Here is an 18,412-nt window from a genome sequence, read left to right as displayed (position 1 = left end):
CTTATTGCGCCTGAACACGTAGTTCGGCACTACTGCGAGCGCGATGCCCGAGTAAACTTTTTACGTCGCTTGATATTGGTTTTACTAATTTGAACATAGGTAAGTACAATTCAAAGTTAGCTAAAATACTTTCTGCACGGCATGAGCCAGTAAGCTCTAAATGCTCAGCAATTAAACCGCGTAAATGCTCTTGATGCGATGTTAATTCATCCAGCGTTACTATTTCTACTAGCTCTGGATTAATGCGTTTTTCAAAATCATTTCGCTCATCTAAAATATAAGCAAAACCACCGGTCATACCCGCACCAAAGTTAACACCTACATTACCAAGTACACATACAACGCCGCCCGTCATGTATTCACAACCGTTATCACCTACACCTTCAACAACCGCTTGCACACCTGAGTTCCGAACTGCAAAGCGCTCGCCTGCACAACCTGCAGCAAACAGTTTGCCGCCTGTTGCACCGTATAAACATGTGTTGCCTGCAATTGTGGCTTTGTGACTTTCGAACGACGAGCCAAGTGGTGGACGAATAACTAACTTGCCACCCGCCATGCCTTTACCTACGTAATCGTTTGCATCGCCAACCAGTGTCATTTCAAGGCCGCCGGCATTCCACACACCAAATGATTGACCCGCAGTACCGTGTAGTTCAATTGCTACAGGGTCAGCCGCCATACCTTGGTTGCCATGCTTATCAGCAATATAGCCAGAAAGCATTGCACCAACCGAGCGATCGGTATTACAAATTCGGCTCACTAGCGAAATACCGCTTGAAGCATCAATTGCTTCTTGTGCTTTCGCTAATAAACTTTCGTTTAACTCACCTAAGTAATGCGAGCTATTAGGCGCACTACAATAAAGAGTTTCACCTGTTGGATTATTTGGTTGAGCAATAACAGACGATAAATCAATTTTCTTCTGTTTTGCTGTTTTGCCTTCAATTGCTTCAAGCAAATCTAAACGACCGATTAAATCAGTTAAGTTTACAACACCCAAGCTTGCCATGATTTCACGTGCTTCTTGCGCTATAAACTTAAAGTAGTTCATCGCCATTTCTGGTAAGCCATGGTAATGCTTTTGACGAAGTGTTTCGTCTTGTGTTGCAACACCGGTCGCACAGTTATTTAAATGACAAATACGAAGGTATTTACAACCAAGCGCAACCATTGGGCCAGTACCAAAGCCAAAGCTTTCCGCACCTAAAATGGCTGCTTTAATAATATCTAAACCTGTTTTTAAACCACCGTCTGTTTGTAGGCGAATACGGTGACGAAGGCCATTTTCAACAAGAGCTTGCTGTGTTTCGGCAAGTCCTAGCTCCCACGGGCTACCTGCATACTTAACAGAAGTAAGTGGGCTTGCGCCTGTACCACCGTCGTAGCCAGAAATAGTGATTAAATCGGCATACGCTTTAGCAACACCTGTCGCAATGGTTCCTACGCCTGGTTCTGAAACCAGTTTTACAGAAATAAGTGCTTTAGGGTTTACTTGTTTTAAATCGAAAATTAGCTGTGCTAAATCTTCAATTGAGTAAATATCGTGATGTGGTGGTGGCGAAATTAACGTAACACCTGGTACCGAATAACGAAGCTTAGCAATATATGGGGTTACTTTTTCACCCGGTAATTGACCGCCTTCGCCTGGTTTTGCACCTTGCGCTACTTTAATTTGGATAACATCGGCGCTACGTAAGTAATGAGGCGTTACGCCAAATCGACCTGAAGCGACTTGCTTAATACGCGAGTTTTTCTCGGTACCATAACGTAGTTTGTCTTCGCCGCCTTCACCTGAGTTTGAACAACCCCCTAAGCGGTTCATTGCGATTGCTAGCGCCTCATGCGCTTCTGGAGATAGTGCACCAATACTCATTGCCGCTGAATCGAAACGCTTGTATAGGTTTTCTGCAGGCTCTACATCATCGATGCTAATGCCTTGCTCTGGAATTTTAAGCGCAAGCATGTCACGTAAAGTGGCAATAGGACGCGTATTAACAAGTTTTGCATATTCACTGTAATCACTGTATTCACCAGAACGAACTGCTTTTTGCAGGGTTTGGATTACATCTGGATTATAAGCATGATACTCGCCGCCATGTACGTACTTAAACAAGCCGCCGTGGCTTAATAATTTACGCTTACTTAGAGCGAGTTTGTGTAAGCTTTGCTGATCGTCATCAAAGTCGGTAAAGCATGCGCCCTGTATGCGACTTGCCACACCTTTAAAGCACATTTGTACAATAGCGTCAGATAAACCAACCGCTTCAAACAACATTGAGCAGCGATATGATGCAACCGTACTTATGCCCATTTTAGACATGATTTTGTATAAGCCCTTGTTAATGGCTTTACGGTAAGCAAGAGTTACTTCGCAATACGACTTATTAATAATTTTGCTGTCGCTCATCGCAACTAACGATTCATACGCAAGGTATGGATAAATTGCTGTAGCACCAAAACCTAATAACACAGCAAACTGATGCGCATCACGTACGCTACCGGTTTCAATGATAATGTTTGATTCACAACGAAGGTTGTTATCAACTAAACGTTTTTGTACCGCACCTACAGCCATAGCTGCTGGAATTGGTAAATTTACTTCATCAAAGTTACGGTCAGTTAAAATAAGCATAATACAGCCAGCGGCTGCTTTTTCTTGTGCTTGGTCACAAATACGCGTGACCGCGTTTTCTAAACCTTCTTCAACTGTGTAGGTAATATCAATTTTACAGTAGCTGTAATGCGCTTCATCAGCATTTAATAGCTGCTGCATGTCTGCGTACATTAAAATTGGCGTATCAAACTGTAGGCGCTTAGCATGGCCTGTAGTTTCGTTAAATACGTTTTGTTCACTACCAATACATGTAGCAAGCGACATTACATGGTTTTCACGCAGTGGATCGATAGGTGGATTTGTTACTTGTGCAAATTTTTGGCGGAAGTAATCATAAAGCGAACGATGCCCTTCACTAAGCACTGCAAATGGCGTGTCATCACCCATTGATCCTGTTGCTTCTTGGCCGTTTTCACCCATTACACGAATAACGCTATCAAGCTCTTCGTTGGTATAACCAAACATTTTTTGGTATTTAGCCAGTGTTTCGTCATCGAACGAACGATTACCCGCATCTTGCTCAGTAAGTTCTTCAAACGGAGTAAGGCGTTTAACGTTTTCTTCAAGCCATGACTTATAAGGGTGGCGAGATTTTAAATCTTGATCAATTTCATCTGAGTGCCAAATTTTGCCAAGCTTAGTATCAATTACTAATAATTCACCTGGACCAACACGGCCTTTTTCAACCACTTCATCGGCAGTGTAATCCCAAATACCTACTTCTGATGCAAGCGTAATAAAACCATCTTGCGTAATTACATAACGCGCTGGGCGAAGTCCATTACGGTCAAGGTTACAAGCCGCAAAACGACCATCCGACATTACAATACCTGCCGGGCCATCCCATGGTTCCATATGCATAGAGTTAAAGTCGTAAAATGCACGTAAATCGTCGTCCATTGCACGGTTTTTCTGCCATGCAGGTGGTACGAGCATACGCATAGCGCGGAATAAATCCATGCCACCAGCTAAAAATAGCTCAAGCATATTATCTAGGCTTGATGAATCAGAGCCGGTTTCGTTTACAAACGGCGCTGCGCTTTGTAAATCAGGAATAAGCGGTGACGCAAACTTATATGAACGTGCGCGTGCCCACTGGCGGTTACCTTCAATAGTATTAATTTCACCATTGTGTGCTAAATAGCGGAAAGGTTGAGCTAAAGGCCAACGCGGCTGAGTATTAGTAGAAAAGCGCTGATGGAAAACACAAATCGCACTCGTCATACGAATATCAGCTAAATCTAAGTAAAAATTAGGTAAATCCGCAGGCATCATTAAGCCTTTATAGATAGTTACCAAACCAGATAGACTTGCGATATAGAAAGCTTCGTCATCAACAATGCGCTTTTCAGCGCGGCGGCGTGCTACATATAAGCGGCGCTCTAAGTCTTTAGAACGCCAACCTTCTGGCGCGCTAACAAAAATTTGTTCAAAACCTGGTAATTGCTGTACAGCAATAGGACCGAGCATTGATGGGTCGGTTGGCACAACGCGCCAACCTAAAATATTTAACGTTTCTTTTTCTAATTCTTCGCTAAGTATTTTTTTTGCAGCCTGCGCTAAAACAGGGTCTGAATTTAAAAATATCATACCCACTGCATAGTTTTTTCCTAAGTGCCAGTTATGTTCACTAGCAATAGCACGGAAAAAGCTATCTGGTTTTTGTAATAACAAACCACAGCCATCGCCTGTTTTACCATCGGCAGATATACCACCACGGTGCTGCATGCGATCAAGCCCCGTAATAGCAGTACGAATAAGCCTATGACTAGCTTGACCATTAACTTGGGCTATTAAGCCAAAGCCACAATTTTCTTTTTCTAACTTTGAGTCGTATAACATAGACCCCTCCCCTTGCTGCACTGTTAGCGTGGATGAACTGCTCGACGATTTGCTAACAGACGGACAAAACTAGCCTCTATCTTAAATAGAGTCAATAGCATTTTGAATACATATTCACATTCTTGAATATTTCTCACTTCATAGCAAGATTTCTTTTTATCATTATTTTTAACATTTAGCGTTATTTTAACCACTATTTTTTCATGACACTGGTGTCAAGTTTAACATATTGTAAAAAATACGAGCCCCAGCGTTACAGCTTACGTAAACGTAAAGGTGGCAAAAGTGAATAAGTATTCAGCACTGGAGGGCTATTCAGTTAACATTTAGATAGTTTTATGCTATTTCATTACTTTAATGGCTTAACATCCCCGATTATTGCTGCTCATTAGTATAGTTATGAAAGTTCATGTCATTTTTTGTACGTTAATAGTGAATTTTTATTTAAAGCAGTGTTCGATGTAGACATAAATTAAAGATCTAGAAAGTAAGAACCACAGATGCACTTGCCCTATTACAGAGTCCGGAGTTAGTAAATTAGTTAATAGATCATTGGTAGTGAGGCTAAGAAATAAAAAATTCACATATTGGATTACAAGCAGATTAAATTCAGCTAGAGCATCTACTTATTGACTTGTTTAAAATGCATACAAGTCGATTCCAATACCAGTGAAATACACATTTAGGTCGAATGTGTAACGCAAGCGTTTGTCATAAATGAAAACGACAACAGTAAAAAAATCAGCGAGCAAGTAATGGAATGCTTTAGTGCCTTTGTATTCAACAAAAAGTACAAGGAGTAATTCGGGAATGGCCATTTATAAATAATACCAATTCCATTAAGTATGTGATCTGAATTTTACGCCGAAAAAACAATTCAGTTCTAGGCGTAAATTGATGTAAATGGTTGTTCCCTTTACGAAATTGACAACAAAGAAATGGGTTGTTTTAGCAAGTAAAATAGATCAGCTATTTATTGGAGTTGGTATAAGTTGCAGGAAAACATTAATAGCACATTAGTTTACATAACAAAAAGAGGTGGGGTTAAACGTGCAGGCGAGTCTTCCCTACTCATAGATTTTCAACGATTAAAAACAACAAAGCCACTTAAAAAATGGCTTTGTGTTTAAAGAGCTTAATAACCTGAGTTCAGGTTGAGTAATAAATTACTCTGCGTCAGCTTCTTTATATTTAGCAGCAGTTTCGGTAATTAACGGCTGTAACTCACCGCGTTGAAACATTTCTATAATAATGTCACAACCACCAACTAACTCGCCATCTACCCATAATTGTGGGAAAGTTGGCCAATTTGCATATGCTGGAAGTTCAGCACGAATGTCTGGATTAAGTAAAATATCAACGTATGCAAATGGTTCACCACATGACATTAGCGCTTGTGATGCTTGCGAAGAAAAACCACAATTTGGTAATTTTGGTGACCCTTTCATGAAAAGAATTATTGGGTTTTCTGAAATTTGCTGTTTAATTTTATCAATGGTTTCCATCTACAACCTCAAAGTAACGATAGCTAAATATATTTAGGTCTTGAAAATAACTCATCGTGACCATAAATATATAACTTAAAATGGGCAAATAAAGCCGCAATTGAAATAGTCTTTCGCAATAGCATTGCTGTTTGCTTAAACTTGAGTAAAATACTCAACAATTATAGTAACACTATATTACCGCTTGGTATAGGTAAGCGCTCTGTTCCAACAGGCATTACGTATTACCAAATGGACTATCAACCAAAGAAGATGGAGATAAAAAAATGGCATTTGAACTACCGTCACTACCATATGCAATCGACGCACTTGAGCCACATATTTCAAAAGAAACACTAGAGTTTCACCATGGCAAACACCACAACACTTACGTGGTTAAGCTTAATGGTTTAATCCCTGGTACTGAGTTTGAAAACAAATCTCTAGAAGAGATCGTATGTTCATCAGAAGGCGGCGTATTTAACAACGCAGCACAAATCTGGAACCATACTTTTTACTGGAACAGCTTATCTCCAAACGGCGGCGGCGAGCCTACTGGCGCAGTTGCTGATGCAATCAACGCTAAATGGGGTTCTTTTGATGCGTTTAAAGATGCATTAAATGATAAAGCAGTAAATAACTTTGGTTCAAGCTGGACGTGGTTAGTTAAGCTTGCTGATGGTTCACTAGACATCGTTAATACATCTAACGCTGCTACACCATTAACTGATGATGGCGTTACTCCAATCCTTACAGTGGATTTATGGGAACACGCTTACTACATTGATTACCGTAACGTTCGTCCAGATTACCTTAAAGGTTTTTGGTCGCTTGTTAACTGGGAATTCGCGAACGCTAACTTCGCTTAATTAGCCTTTAAACGCTAATGTAAAAAAGACGCTTAGGCGTCTTTTTTTGTTTTTTGTTTATCACACCCAAGCGCCTCATAATTTAATAAAACACTTTTAGTAACATGATCTTTTTTCACTTAAATTTTTAATTTTATTGCACAAAAATACAGATTCGTGACTAGACTTTAAAAGGTAAGCACCTTTTTACAGCGGGTTTCGGAGGTTATTATGACGATTTTTGAGCATTACCAAGCACGATACGAAGCGGCACAGGAAGAAGAATACAGTATCGCTGAATTTCTTGAAATTTGTAAAACCGATAAGTCTGCCTACGCCAGCGCACCAGAACGCCTACTCATGGCAATTGGCGAACCACACATGGTAGATACCGCAACGGATGCACGACTAAGCCGGTTATTTTCTAATAGAGTAGTTGCGCGCTACCCTGCCTTTGCTGATTTTTATGGTATGGAAGACGCCATTGAGCAAATAGTCTCTTATTTAAAACACGCCGCCCAAGGGCTTGAAGAATGCAAACAAGTGCTTTATTTACTTGGACCTGTTGGTGGGGGTAAATCATCCATTGCTGAAAAACTAAAATATTTAATGCAACAAGTGCCTATTTATTCAATTAAAGGCTCTCCGGTAAACGACCATCCTCTTGCATTATTTGACCCAATAGAGGACGCCGAGGTACTTAAGCAAGAATACGGTATTAAACCGCGCTACTTAAAAACCATTATGTCCCCTTGGGCTGGCAAACGCTTAAAAGAATTCAATGGTGATATTAGCCAGTTTAGAGTGGTTAAGCGCTACCCCTCAATTTTAAACCAAATAGGCATTGCCAAAACCGAACCAGGAGATGAAAACAACCAAGATATTTCGGCGCTAGTGGGTAAAGTAGATATTCGCCAGCTTGAGCACTTTGCTCAAAACGATCCTGATGCATACGCCTACTCGGGCTCTTTATGTTTAGCTAACCAAGGGCTGATGGAGTTTGTAGAAATGTTTAAAGCACCTATTAAAGTGCTGCATCCTTTACTTACTGCAACCCAAGAGGGTAATTACAACGGCACAGAAGGCATTAGTGCTCTGCCCTTTAATGGCATGATCCTCGCTCACTCTAATGAATCTGAGTGGCAAACTTTTAAAAACAATAAAAACAACGAAGCATTTTTAGACCGTGTTTATATTGTAAAAGTACCTTACTGCTTACGTGTGACTGAAGAAATTAAAATTTACGACAAATTACTTGAGCACAGCGAGCTATACAACGCGCCATGCGCACCGGGTACACTTAAAACATTGGCGCAATTTACGACGCTATCACGTTTAAAAGAGCCAGAAAATTCAAGTATCTATTCAAAAATGCGGGTATACGATGGCGAAACTCTAAAAGACACCGACCCTAAAGCAAAATCGTATCAAGAGTACCGTGATTACGCAGGTGTTGATGAAGGCATGACGGGGCTCTCTACTCGCTTTGCGTTTAAAATTTTATCTCGTGTGTTTAACTTTGATACCACTGAGGTTGCTGCAAATCCGGTGCATTTGTTCTATGTGCTTGAGCAACAGATAGAGCGCGAACAATTTAGTAGCGAAGTTGAAGAGCGCTACTTAAGCTTTTTAAAAGGCTATTTAATTCCGCAATATGTAGAGTTTATAGGTAAAGAGTTACAAACTGCTTATTTAGAATCGTATTCAGAATACGGACAAAACATTTTTGACCGTTATGTTATTTATGCAGACTTTTGGATACAAGACCAAGAATATCGCGACCCCGATACCGGACAACTATTTGACCGCGAGGCACTTAATGCCGAACTTGAAAAAATAGAAAAGCCAGCAGGCATTTCTAACCCTAAAGATTTCCGTAATGAAATAGTGAACTTTGTATTGCGTGCCCGTGCGCATAACAACGGTAAAAACCCACTATGGACAAGCTACGAAAAACTACGCACGGTAATTGAGAAAAAAATGTTCTCTAATACCGAAGATTTACTTCCCGTTATTTCGTTTAATACTAAAACATCAGCTGAGGATCAGCAAAAACACGAAGACTTTGTGAACCGTATGGTCGAAAAAGGCTATACACAAAAACAAGTTCGCTTGCTTTCTGAGTGGTATTTACGGGTTAGAAAATCGCAATAACCTTCATAGTCGTAGTATATAGGAGGTCAATATGGCGCATTTTATAGATAGGCGTTTAAACGGAAAAAATAAAAGTACGCTTAATCGCCAGCGCTTTATTAGGCGCTATAAAAAGCAAATTAAAGAAGCGGTTTCAGATGCGATAAACAAACGCAGCGTTACCGACTCAAGCTCTGGTGAGAGTATTTCTATTCCACAACGCGATATCAGCGAACCTACATTTCATCAAGGGCAAGGTGGTAATAGGGAACAAATTCACCCTGGTAACGATCAGTTTTCTACCGGTGATAAAATTGAGCGCCCTAAAGGCGGACAAGGCGGTGGTGCCGGTGAAGGTGACGCCAGCGATTCGGGCGAGGGACAAGACGAATTTGTATTTTCAATATCAAAAGATGAATACCTTGATTTACTGTTTGAAGATTTAGAACTTCCTAACTTACAAGAAAACCAACTTGATAAGTTAGTGCAAATGAAAACCCACCGCGCCGGATTTTGTAGCGACGGCATGCCAAGCAATATTGATATTGTTCGCTCATTACAAGGCTCGCTTGCACGGCGTGTTGCCATGAGTGCAGGTAAAAAACGCCGTTTAAAAGAGCTCGAAGAACAACTTGCTCTATTACTTAGTGAACCACATAGCGATAAAGCGGCAATTGCTTTATTACAAAAAGAAATTGCAGCATTAAAACTACAAATTAAATCGGTCCCGTTTATTGATAACTACGATTTACGTTTTCGTAATTACGAAAAGCGCCCTCACCCCACCAGCAAAGCGGTAATGTTTTGTATTATGGATGTGTCAGGTTCAATGGATCAGCCAACAAAAGACATGGCAAAGCGCTTTTATATTTTGCTCTATCAATTTTTAACACGCAGCTATAAAGACATAGACGTTGTTTATATTCGCCACCACACACAAGCAAAAGAAGTAGACGAGCAAGAGTTTTTTTATTCCCAAGAAACTGGCGGCACCATTGTTTCGAGCGCTCTTAAATTAATGAACGAAATAATAAAAGAGCGTTATCACGCAAACGAGTGGAATGTATACGCCACACAAGCCTCTGATGGCGATAACTGGGCGGACGACACCCCGCAGTGTGGTGAAATTTTACGTAATAACCTTTTAAGCGCAGTACGTTATTTTGCTTATATTGAAATAACCACTCGTGCTCATCAAAGCCTATGGCGCGAATATGAATCTATAACACACAGTCATAATAATTTCGTCATACAGCATATTCAAAGCGTTGAAGATATTTACCCAATTTTTAGGGAGCTATTTAAAAAAGGTCGTCAACAGCAAAACCCTGCATAGCCTAAAGCGAGGTAGCATTATGAATGATAAACGAATGAGTGATGGCCCAGATTGGACCTTTGATTTATTAGATGAGTACCAAAGTGAAATTGCCCGTGTTGCAGCTCACTATAGGTTAGACACATACCCTAATCAAATTGAAGTGATAACCGCAGAGCAAATGATGGATGCTTATTCAAGCGTTGGTATGCCTATTGGCTACAGTCATTGGTCTTACGGTAAAAAATTCATTCAAACCGAGCAAAATTATAAACGCGGGCAAATGGGTCTCGCTTACGAAATAGTGATAAATTCAGACCCTTGTATTGCGTACTTAATGGAAGAAAACACCCTACCTATGCAAGCGCTTGTAATGGCGCACGCATGTTACGGGCATAACTCTTTTTTTAAAGGTAATTACTTATTTAAAACGTGGACAGATGCAGGTTCAATCATTGATTACTTGGTATTTGCTAAAAACTACATAAGCCGCTGCGAAGAAAAGCACAGTATTACCCAAGTAGAAGCTCTACTCGACTCATGTCATGGATTAATGAATTACGGGGTCGATCGCTACAAACGTCCACAACAAATATCGCTATTTGAAGAGCAAAAACGCCAACAAGAGCGCGAAGACTACCTTCAATCGCAAGTAAACGAATTATGGCGAACTATTCCTGAGCAACAGCAAGAAACCAAAAAGAAAGTACGCCACTTTCCTTCTGAACCTCAAGAAAATATTTTATATTTTATTGAAAAAAATGCCCCATTACTCGATTCTTGGCAACGTGAAGTGATACGTATTGTTCGTAAAATTTCGCAATACTTTTATCCGCAAAAACAAACTCAAGTAATGAACGAAGGTTGGGCAACATTTTGGCACTACACCATTCTTAATCATTTATATGACGAGGGAAAAGTGACCGACTCTTTCATGTTAGAGTTTTTACAAAGCCATACCAACGTAGTTTATCAGCCCCCTTATAACAGTAAGTATTATTCAGGTATTAACCCATACGCGTTAGGCTTTAATATGATGGTTGATATTCGCAGAATGTGTGAGTATCCAACGGAGGAAGATAAAAAGTGGTTCCCTGAGTATGCAGGCAGTAATTGGCTAGATACCCTGCATTTTGCAATGGAAAACTTTAAAGATGAGAGCTTTATTAGCCAGTTTTTATCGCCTAAATTAATTCGTGATTTTAAATTATTTACGATTATTGACCATGCTAACAACCCGCATTTAGAAATAGGTGCAATACATAACGACAACGGCTATAAAGCAGTGAGAGAAGCACTCTCAGCGCAGTACAACTTGAGTAATCATGAGCCTAATATTCAAGTGTATGATGTTGATATTAGAGGTGACCGTTCGCTAACCCTACGCTATGTGCCTCATAACAATATTCCTCTAGCAAACTCGCACGAAGAAGTACTCAAGCATCTTTATAGGCTATGGGGCTTTAAAGTAAAACTAGAACAGGAGTCAAGTTCTGGTGAAGCCTCTATAATTGGTCAATGCCCAGTCGATGACTCTCGCCATACAACACAATAGTAAGGGGCAATAAAGCTTTTCATATTGATTGGTTTTCATACTTATTGGATTGGCTCAGCAGAATATACAAACACAGTATTATTTAATCTTAAATTCTAGATATAAAAAATGACGCTTAAGCGTCATTTTTTATATCTTCATAGGCCGTCACTTTATTTCGGCCTGTATTTTTTGAGTGATATAACGCTTTATCGGCAGCTTCTATCCAACGCTCATGATTTTTAAACTCATTACTATTGCCAGCAAAGCCAATGCTCACCGTCATTTTTATTTCAAAGTGTTTATACTTAACTGGATTTGACTCTATATGTACTCTTAAACGTTCAGCAAATATAGTCGCCCCCTCTTTATCAGTATCAAGTAAAGTTACTACAAACTCTTCACCACCGTAACGGCCAGCTATATCTGTTTCACGCAGTGTAGTACGTAATAAGTTTGATAGATGACGGAGCGCTTCATCGCCGCAACTATGCCCGTATTCATCATTAATTTTTTTAAAGTGATCAATATCAAACATTAATAATGTACTACAGCCACCACTTCGCTTAACTCTTAAAAACTCTTGGCGTAGCGTACCTTCCCAGTGCCCACGATTTGCAAGCTGCGTTAAACTATCTGTTTGACTAACTTGTTCTAATTTTTTGTTTAACTCTTCAAGCTCTTTTTTATTTACCGCGACATCAGTTACATCGTACAAAATAATACAAATATGGCTCACTTCACCCATCGTATTTGTAAGCGGTATAAACGTCGCATTTTGATACATGTAATCAGCTTTACCGGTAATCGGTCGATAATTTTTAAACCTGAAAATATAAGGCTGTTGCTCCCAAATAGTAAATGATCGATTTTTTAAAACAAAAACCGACTCAGATTTACTTCTAAACCATTTTTCGTCTATTGCTGGAAATAAGTCAAATAGGTCTTTATCTTTTACTGCGCTTGGTAAAAGCCCAGAATGGTTTTCCATAAAGCCATTCCATACACACACTTTATAGTCTCTATTTAGTACAACAAGGCCTACATCTACGGTATTAAACATATCCATTAACCAATGGATCTCAGTCATTTCTAAATCAGCAGCCATAACTTAATCTTCTAATAGGTAAGCAACTTTGTACTTCAAAGTTTTAAGTGAATCTTCAGTAAATAACAGCATGAGGTCGCAATTTATATCATGGTTTTCAATACCGTAACTAATCTCTATAGCAAGCGTGCGCTGCCAACGTGATTTATTCGATTTAACTAACTCAGACACGTCTCTGTGCTGACCAAGTACAATCGGGTGCCCTTGGCTAAATGACATATCGAGCTGTTTTGAAAGGCCTGTTAAAATAGCGCCTATCAAAATATTACTAATATCCATTAGCAGCTCAAGTTCAACCTTGTCGTTTAACTCGCCATCATAATTCATCAATGAGGCTATTTCTTTAAAGCTTGAATCATTTAAAAGTAATAGTGCTTCACCAGAAATACCACCGCCAATAAAGCCTTGGCACACCCCAGATGTAGCAGCGTTATTATCAATAGAGCGTAGCGCCATATCGAGTTCGTTAACTTCTAAAATATTTACATTCGGAATTGGAAGCTTTACAAATACATTAAGCAAGCGCGCAAGTAAATCCCCTGCTTGGCCCATAGCAACGTTAGTGAGCTCTTGGTATATGTCACGTACATCAGGGTCAACTTGTTCTCCTAATGAATGAGAGAGACGTTCACGCATGGCTTTGTCTTTAATTCCATGGTGTTCAATTATGCTGGCTAGTTTTTCGGGGGAACATGGTTTTTGAATAAAATCGATAGCACCCAGCTCAAGCACTCTTTGGTGTGCACTTGGTTGTATATCACCAGAGACAACAACAGTGAGTATATTAAGCCCTTGTTCTTTCATAGCTATTAATACTTCATAGCCATCCATTTCTGGCATGTTTAAATCGAGAAAAAGTATCTCTGGTTCAATTAATTTTATTTGCTTTATGCAGTCAACGCCGTCAAGTGCAAATTCAACTTTAATGTCCCAATCTTCAGGTAATGAACGAGCTAACTGACGCCTAGCTAATTTCGAGTCATCACATATTAATACTGATGTTGACATATTATCTCTCTATTTCTAAACCCGTCATGAGCATTAAAATCATTGTATAAAGGTTTTTATTTTTATTATCAAAGATATCTTTTGTAACTCCATGTTAATCAAAGTTTAGCCCAGTTACAATTTTTATATCGCAGAGCTAATACCTACTCTATTAGCAGGTTTAATCACTTGGTTACCATAGCGCAGTATAATACACTGACGCCCATTGCGTTAATTTAAAAGGAAATACCTTATGTTACGTTCACTTGCCTTTGCTTTGAGTGCATTTTGCTCTGTGGCTATTGCAGCAGACTATCCAGAAAATACGCTTGATGTAGGAAAAGTATCCGCACAAGGCAAACCAGTCACTTTATTAGGCAAAGGGATCTCTGTTGGAGATAGCGCGCCAAATTTCAAAGTTGTTGATGATAACTTCATCCCGGTAACACTTGAGGATTATAAAGGCCAAGCTGTATTGATAAGTGTAGTACCGAGCCTTGATACCGGTATTTGTAGCCTGCAAACAAAACACTTTAACGAAAAAGTAGCCTCACAATTTCCAAGTGTTGTAATGCTAACAATTAGTGCAGATTTACCTTTTGCTCAAAAGCGTTTTTGCAAAGCCGAAAATATCGATAAAATCACTACGTTATCAGATTCTGTTTGGCGCGATTTTGGCCAAAAATACGGATTGATTATTAAAGATATGGGCTTATTAACGCGAACTGTATTTATTTTAGATGAAAGCCATAACGTCATTTATAAACAATTAGTTAGTAGCCTTTCAACTGAACCAGAATACAACAGCGTAATTGAGAAACTTAAAACGTTGTAAAGCCGATTAAATAGCACTGATTAAACAATGCTAAACAGCCTTAAAACAAAAAACCGCCAATTGGCGGTTTTTTAATGTGCTTTTATAATTAACCTAAAAGCTCACCAAGTTGTGAACTAACAGCTTCAACAGCTTGTGTCCCATCTAGTTTGTGGTATTGAGTATTACCAGCAGCAGCTTCTGCTTGGTAGTAATCAACTAATGGCATAGTTTGCTCGTGGTAAATGCCTAAGCGTTTACGTACTGTTTCTTCAGTGTCATCTGCGCGAACAATTAAGTCCTCGCCAGTTTCGTTATCTTTACCTTCCACTTTTGGTGGATTATACACAACGTGGTAAACACGACCAGAACCAGGATGAACACGACGTCCGCCCATACGCTCAACAATCACTTCGTCAGCAACATCAAATTCAATAACGTGATCAACCACTACGCCATTTTCTTTCATTGCATCAGCTTGAGGAATTGTGCGTGGGAAGCCATCAAGTAAAAAGCCTTTTTCACAATCCGCTTTAGTAATACGCTCTTTTACTAAACCAATAATAATATCATCAGAAATTAGTTGACCAGCATCCATTACTTTTTTTGCTTCCAGGCCTAGTGGCGTGCCTTCTTTAATTGCTGCACGTAACATATCGCCAGTAGAAATTTGTGGAATACCGTATTTGTCCATTAAAAACTGAGCTTGAGTACCTTTACCTGCACCCGGCGCGCCCAAAAGAATAATGCGCATATTATTGTCCCCTAGTATGGATAATTATTTTAAAGCCTGAATTCTTCCACAAGCGCCGCCGATACTCAAGCAACTTATACTAATTGATGAGTCGCAGGTGTATTTACAGCGCATTAAAAAAGGGAACGCACGTTCCCTTTTATTTAAAGTATATAATTTATACTTTCTTGTCCAAATTCAGGACTAAGTTAAGTAGCTAACTGACTATTTGCTTAGTTCAAGCATAAGCTTGTTTAAGCGTGTCACAAATCCTGTTGGATCTTTAAGTGTACCGCGCTCTGCAAGTAAAGCTTGGTCTAGTAAAACATGTGACCACTGTGAAAACTTATCTTCATCTTGTTCATCGTTTAAGTGCTTTACAAGTTGGTGCTCTGGGTTTAGCTCAAATACAGGTTTAGCTTCTGGCGCTGCTTGACCAACAGACTCCATTAACTTTTGCATTTGTGAGCTCATGTCATTGTCGTCGCTTACAACACATGCTGGAGAGTCTGTTAAGCGATGCGTAAAGCGTACTTCTTTAACGTCTTCACCTAGTGCTGTTTTAATACGCTCAACAAGGCCAGCCATTTCTTTTTCAGACTCTTCTTGTGCTTTTTTAGTTTCTTCGTCGTCAAGCTTGCCTAAGTCTAAATCACCACGCGTGATTGACTGTAGTTGCTTATCAGCAAATTCAGTTAAGTGGCTCATCATCCACTCATCAACACGGTCACTTAGTAGCAGTACTTCAATTCCTTTTTTGCGGAAAATCTCTAAATGCGGTGAGTTTTTCGCAGAAGTAAATGTATCAGCTACTACATAGTAAATCTTATCTTGACCTTCGTTCATGCGCTCAACATATTGCTCAAGCGACACATCTTGCGTCTCTGAATCAGTATGAGTAGACGAAAAGCGCAGTAGTTTACACACAGCTTCTTTATTTGCTGCATCTTCAGCTGGGCCTTCTTTCATTACTTGGCCAAACTCATTCCAAAACACTTGGTAATCGTCAGCTTTGTTTTTAGCCATACGCTCAAGCATTTTAATAATGCGCGATGTACACCCTTTACGAATAGCTTGCGTTACTTTGTTGTCTTGTAGAATTTCACGAGATACGTTTAACGGTAAATCGTTTGAATCTAGTAAACCTTTTACAAAGCGAAGGTAGCTTGGCATAAACTGCTCAGCATCATCCATTACAAATACACGTTGTACGTAAAGTTTTAAGCCACTTTGGCGTTCACGGTTCCATAAATCGAAAGGTGCTTTTTTAGGGATGTATAAAAGGCTGGTGTATTCAGTTTTGCCTTCAACTTTATTGTGCGCCCAGCTAAGTGGATCTTCCCAGTCGTGGCTTACGTGCTTGTAAAATTCTTTGTATTCTTCATCAGAAAGCTCTGACTTATCACGCGTCCACAGTGCAGTTGCACGGTTAATGCTTTCCCACTCACCTGGTACTGCTGGGATTTTTTCGCCGTCTTCGCCTTCAGACTCTGGAACTTCTGCTTTAAACATTTGTACTGGTGTAGAAATATGGTCTGAGTATTTAGTAACAATGCCACGCAGGCGGTAATCGTCAGCAAATTCTTTTTCTTCATCACGAAGATGTAGAATGATGTCGGTACCACGGCCTTCTTTTTCAATTTCTTGAAGCGTGTATTCGCCTTCACCTTGAGATTCCCATTCGTAAGCTGTTGTTTCACCCGCTTTACGTGTACGAACAGTCACTAAATCGGCAACAATAAATGCTGAGTAAAAACCAACACCGAATTGACCAATTAGCTGTGAATCTTTACTTTGATCACCTGTTAAGTTTTTGAAAAACTCAGCAGTACCCGATTTTGCAATAGTACCCAATGAGCTTATTACTTCATCGCGTGTCATACCAATACCATTATCAGAAATAGTAATGGTGTTAGCTTCTTTATCTGCGCTAATACGAACACGTAAATCGGCATCACCTTGGTAAAGGTCGCCTTGAGATAGCGCTAAAAAGCGTAACTTGTCTGCGGCGTCTGAGGCATTTGACACAAGCTCGCGTAAAAATATTTCTTTATTAGAATAAAGAGAATGAATCATTAAGTTTAATAATTGTTTTACTTCTGTTTGAAAGCCTAATGTTTCTTTTTGTGCTGCAGTCATTTATATATCTCCAATTTGCAAAGTGTCTGCGTTATGCACTTAATATGGGGTGAGGTGTTAGAACTTCAAGGGAAAAATTAAAAAAAGGTGAAACGAAAAAACAGAGTATCTCGCTTATCTAAAATGGATGTGGGCAATTAATATGTATTTGAGCACCCGTTGCTGGGTGCTCAAAATATAAATCACTGGCATGCAATTGTAAGCGCCCTGCCATGTGTTCACTTTGCGCACTTTTATATAAATCACAGCCTAAAATAGGATGGCCTATAAACTGGCTGTGTATTCTTAATTGATGAGTTCGCCCGGTAGTAGGTGTAAATTGCACTAAGGTTCTGCTTGGGCTATGTAGCCGTTCAAGCACCTTGTATTCAGTCACTGCAGCTTTGCCCGTCGTTTGGCAAATTTTAACTCGCGGAAAAAGCAGTTTGTCTTTCGCTATTGGTGCAGTAATTTGCCCTTCATTACAAGCCAAGCTCCCTTCTAGCATCGCTACATAACGCTTTTGAATTGTACGTGCCTGAAACTGTTTATTAAGGTGCTTTGACGCAATCGCGTTTAACCCGACAATCATAATGCCCGATGTACCCAAATCTAATCGATGCGGTAACTTTGCCTCAGCAAATGCGGCTGTTAACTCTTTTTGACCATGTACTAAACGGTAATGTACTGAGTCCCAATTAAGTGGGTTTTTACCCGACAAACTCAATAACCCACTGGGCTTATTAATCAATAAAATATCATCATCTTGATATAATATTTCAATAAACCCATCGCATTTAGGCGCTACAAAGTCATCAATAATAATGTGTGGTTCTGAAGGTGTTTGCGATGTTGAGTTAGCCATTGAGTTAATCATTA

The 18,412-nt window shown here is 39.7% G+C and carries 13 protein-coding genes; 5 read left to right on the top strand and 8 right to left on the bottom strand.

The annotated features are described in order from the left end of the window. Position 1: 1 nt before the first annotated feature. From gltB to I6F53_RS07360, 3 genes are all read right to left on the bottom strand, one after another. Positions 2–4,459, bottom strand: coding sequence for a glutamate synthase large subunit (gltB, locus tag I6F53_RS07370; RefSeq protein WP_197239045.1), 4,458 nt, complete (start codon positions 4,457–4,459; stop codon positions 2–4). A 638-nt stretch (positions 4,460–5,097) separates the two neighbouring features. Then, positions 5,098–5,277, bottom strand: a complete 180-nt coding sequence (locus I6F53_RS07365) for a hypothetical protein (protein ID WP_166420673.1) — start codon at positions 5,275–5,277, stop codon at positions 5,098–5,100. Positions 5,278–5,625: 348 nt separating this feature from the next. Next, the gene (locus I6F53_RS07360; protein WP_004335359.1) at positions 5,626–5,964 is read right to left on the bottom strand and encodes a Grx4 family monothiol glutaredoxin; all 339 of its coding nucleotides are present in this window, start codon (positions 5,962–5,964) and stop codon (positions 5,626–5,628) included. A 266-nt stretch (positions 5,965–6,230) separates the two neighbouring features. Between I6F53_RS07360 and I6F53_RS07355 the strand changes: the two genes are divergently transcribed. From I6F53_RS07355 to I6F53_RS07340, 4 genes are all read left to right on the top strand, one after another. Next, positions 6,231–6,812 (top strand): superoxide dismutase, encoded by a 582-nt coding sequence (locus I6F53_RS07355; RefSeq protein ID WP_002960323.1) that lies wholly within the window; start codon positions 6,231–6,233, stop codon positions 6,810–6,812. A gap of 210 nt (positions 6,813–7,022) precedes the next feature. Then, complete coding sequence (locus I6F53_RS07350; RefSeq protein ID WP_197239044.1) at positions 7,023–8,945, top strand: PrkA family serine protein kinase; 1,923 nt, start codon at positions 7,023–7,025, stop codon at positions 8,943–8,945. 31 nt (positions 8,946–8,976) lie between these two features. Then, positions 8,977–10,260, top strand: a complete 1,284-nt coding sequence (locus tag I6F53_RS07345; RefSeq protein WP_197239043.1) for a YeaH/YhbH family protein — start codon at positions 8,977–8,979, stop codon at positions 10,258–10,260. Positions 10,261–10,279: 19 nt separating this feature from the next. Then, complete coding sequence (locus I6F53_RS07340) at positions 10,280–11,794, top strand: SpoVR family protein (protein ID WP_197239042.1); 1,515 nt, start codon at positions 10,280–10,282, stop codon at positions 11,792–11,794. A gap of 115 nt (positions 11,795–11,909) precedes the next feature. Here the strand turns inward: I6F53_RS07340 and I6F53_RS07335 are convergent, their stop codons facing one another. Further along, positions 11,910–12,881, bottom strand: a complete 972-nt coding sequence (locus I6F53_RS07335; protein ID WP_197239041.1) for a sensor domain-containing diguanylate cyclase — start codon at positions 12,879–12,881, stop codon at positions 11,910–11,912. A 3-nt stretch (positions 12,882–12,884) separates the two neighbouring features. Beyond that, a complete protein-coding gene (locus I6F53_RS07330; RefSeq protein ID WP_010553397.1) occupies positions 12,885–13,889 on the bottom strand; it encodes a response regulator in 1,005 nt (334 codons plus the stop codon). A gap of 232 nt (positions 13,890–14,121) precedes the next feature. Here I6F53_RS07330 and tpx point away from each other — a divergent pair, with 232 nt between their 5' ends. Beyond that, positions 14,122–14,703: a thiol peroxidase gene (gene tpx, locus I6F53_RS07325; protein WP_197239040.1), complete on the top strand. Its 582-nt coding sequence runs from the start codon at positions 14,122–14,124 to the stop codon at positions 14,701–14,703. Positions 14,704–14,791: 88 nt separating this feature from the next. On the opposite strand, the gene adk is transcribed toward tpx, so the two are convergent. The 3 genes from adk to I6F53_RS07310 all read right to left on the bottom strand — a co-directional run bounded on the left by adk (position 14,792) and on the right by I6F53_RS07310 (position 18,410). Then, complete coding sequence (gene adk / locus I6F53_RS07320) at positions 14,792–15,436, bottom strand: adenylate kinase (protein ID WP_076924125.1); 645 nt, start codon at positions 15,434–15,436, stop codon at positions 14,792–14,794. A 204-nt stretch (positions 15,437–15,640) separates the two neighbouring features. Further along, complete coding sequence (htpG, locus tag I6F53_RS07315; RefSeq protein WP_076924124.1) at positions 15,641–17,554, bottom strand: molecular chaperone HtpG; 1,914 nt, start codon at positions 17,552–17,554, stop codon at positions 15,641–15,643. Between the two features lie 118 nt (positions 17,555–17,672). Further along, positions 17,673–18,410: an RluA family pseudouridine synthase gene (locus I6F53_RS07310; RefSeq protein WP_197239039.1), complete on the bottom strand. Its 738-nt coding sequence runs from the start codon at positions 18,408–18,410 to the stop codon at positions 17,673–17,675. Positions 18,411–18,412 lie beyond the last annotated feature (2 nt).

This window comes from Pseudoalteromonas sp. SWN29 (assembly GCF_015864465.1).
Taxonomy (GTDB): domain Bacteria; phylum Pseudomonadota; class Gammaproteobacteria; order Enterobacterales; family Alteromonadaceae; genus Pseudoalteromonas.
This window is presented reverse-complemented; position numbering and strand designations above follow the sequence as displayed.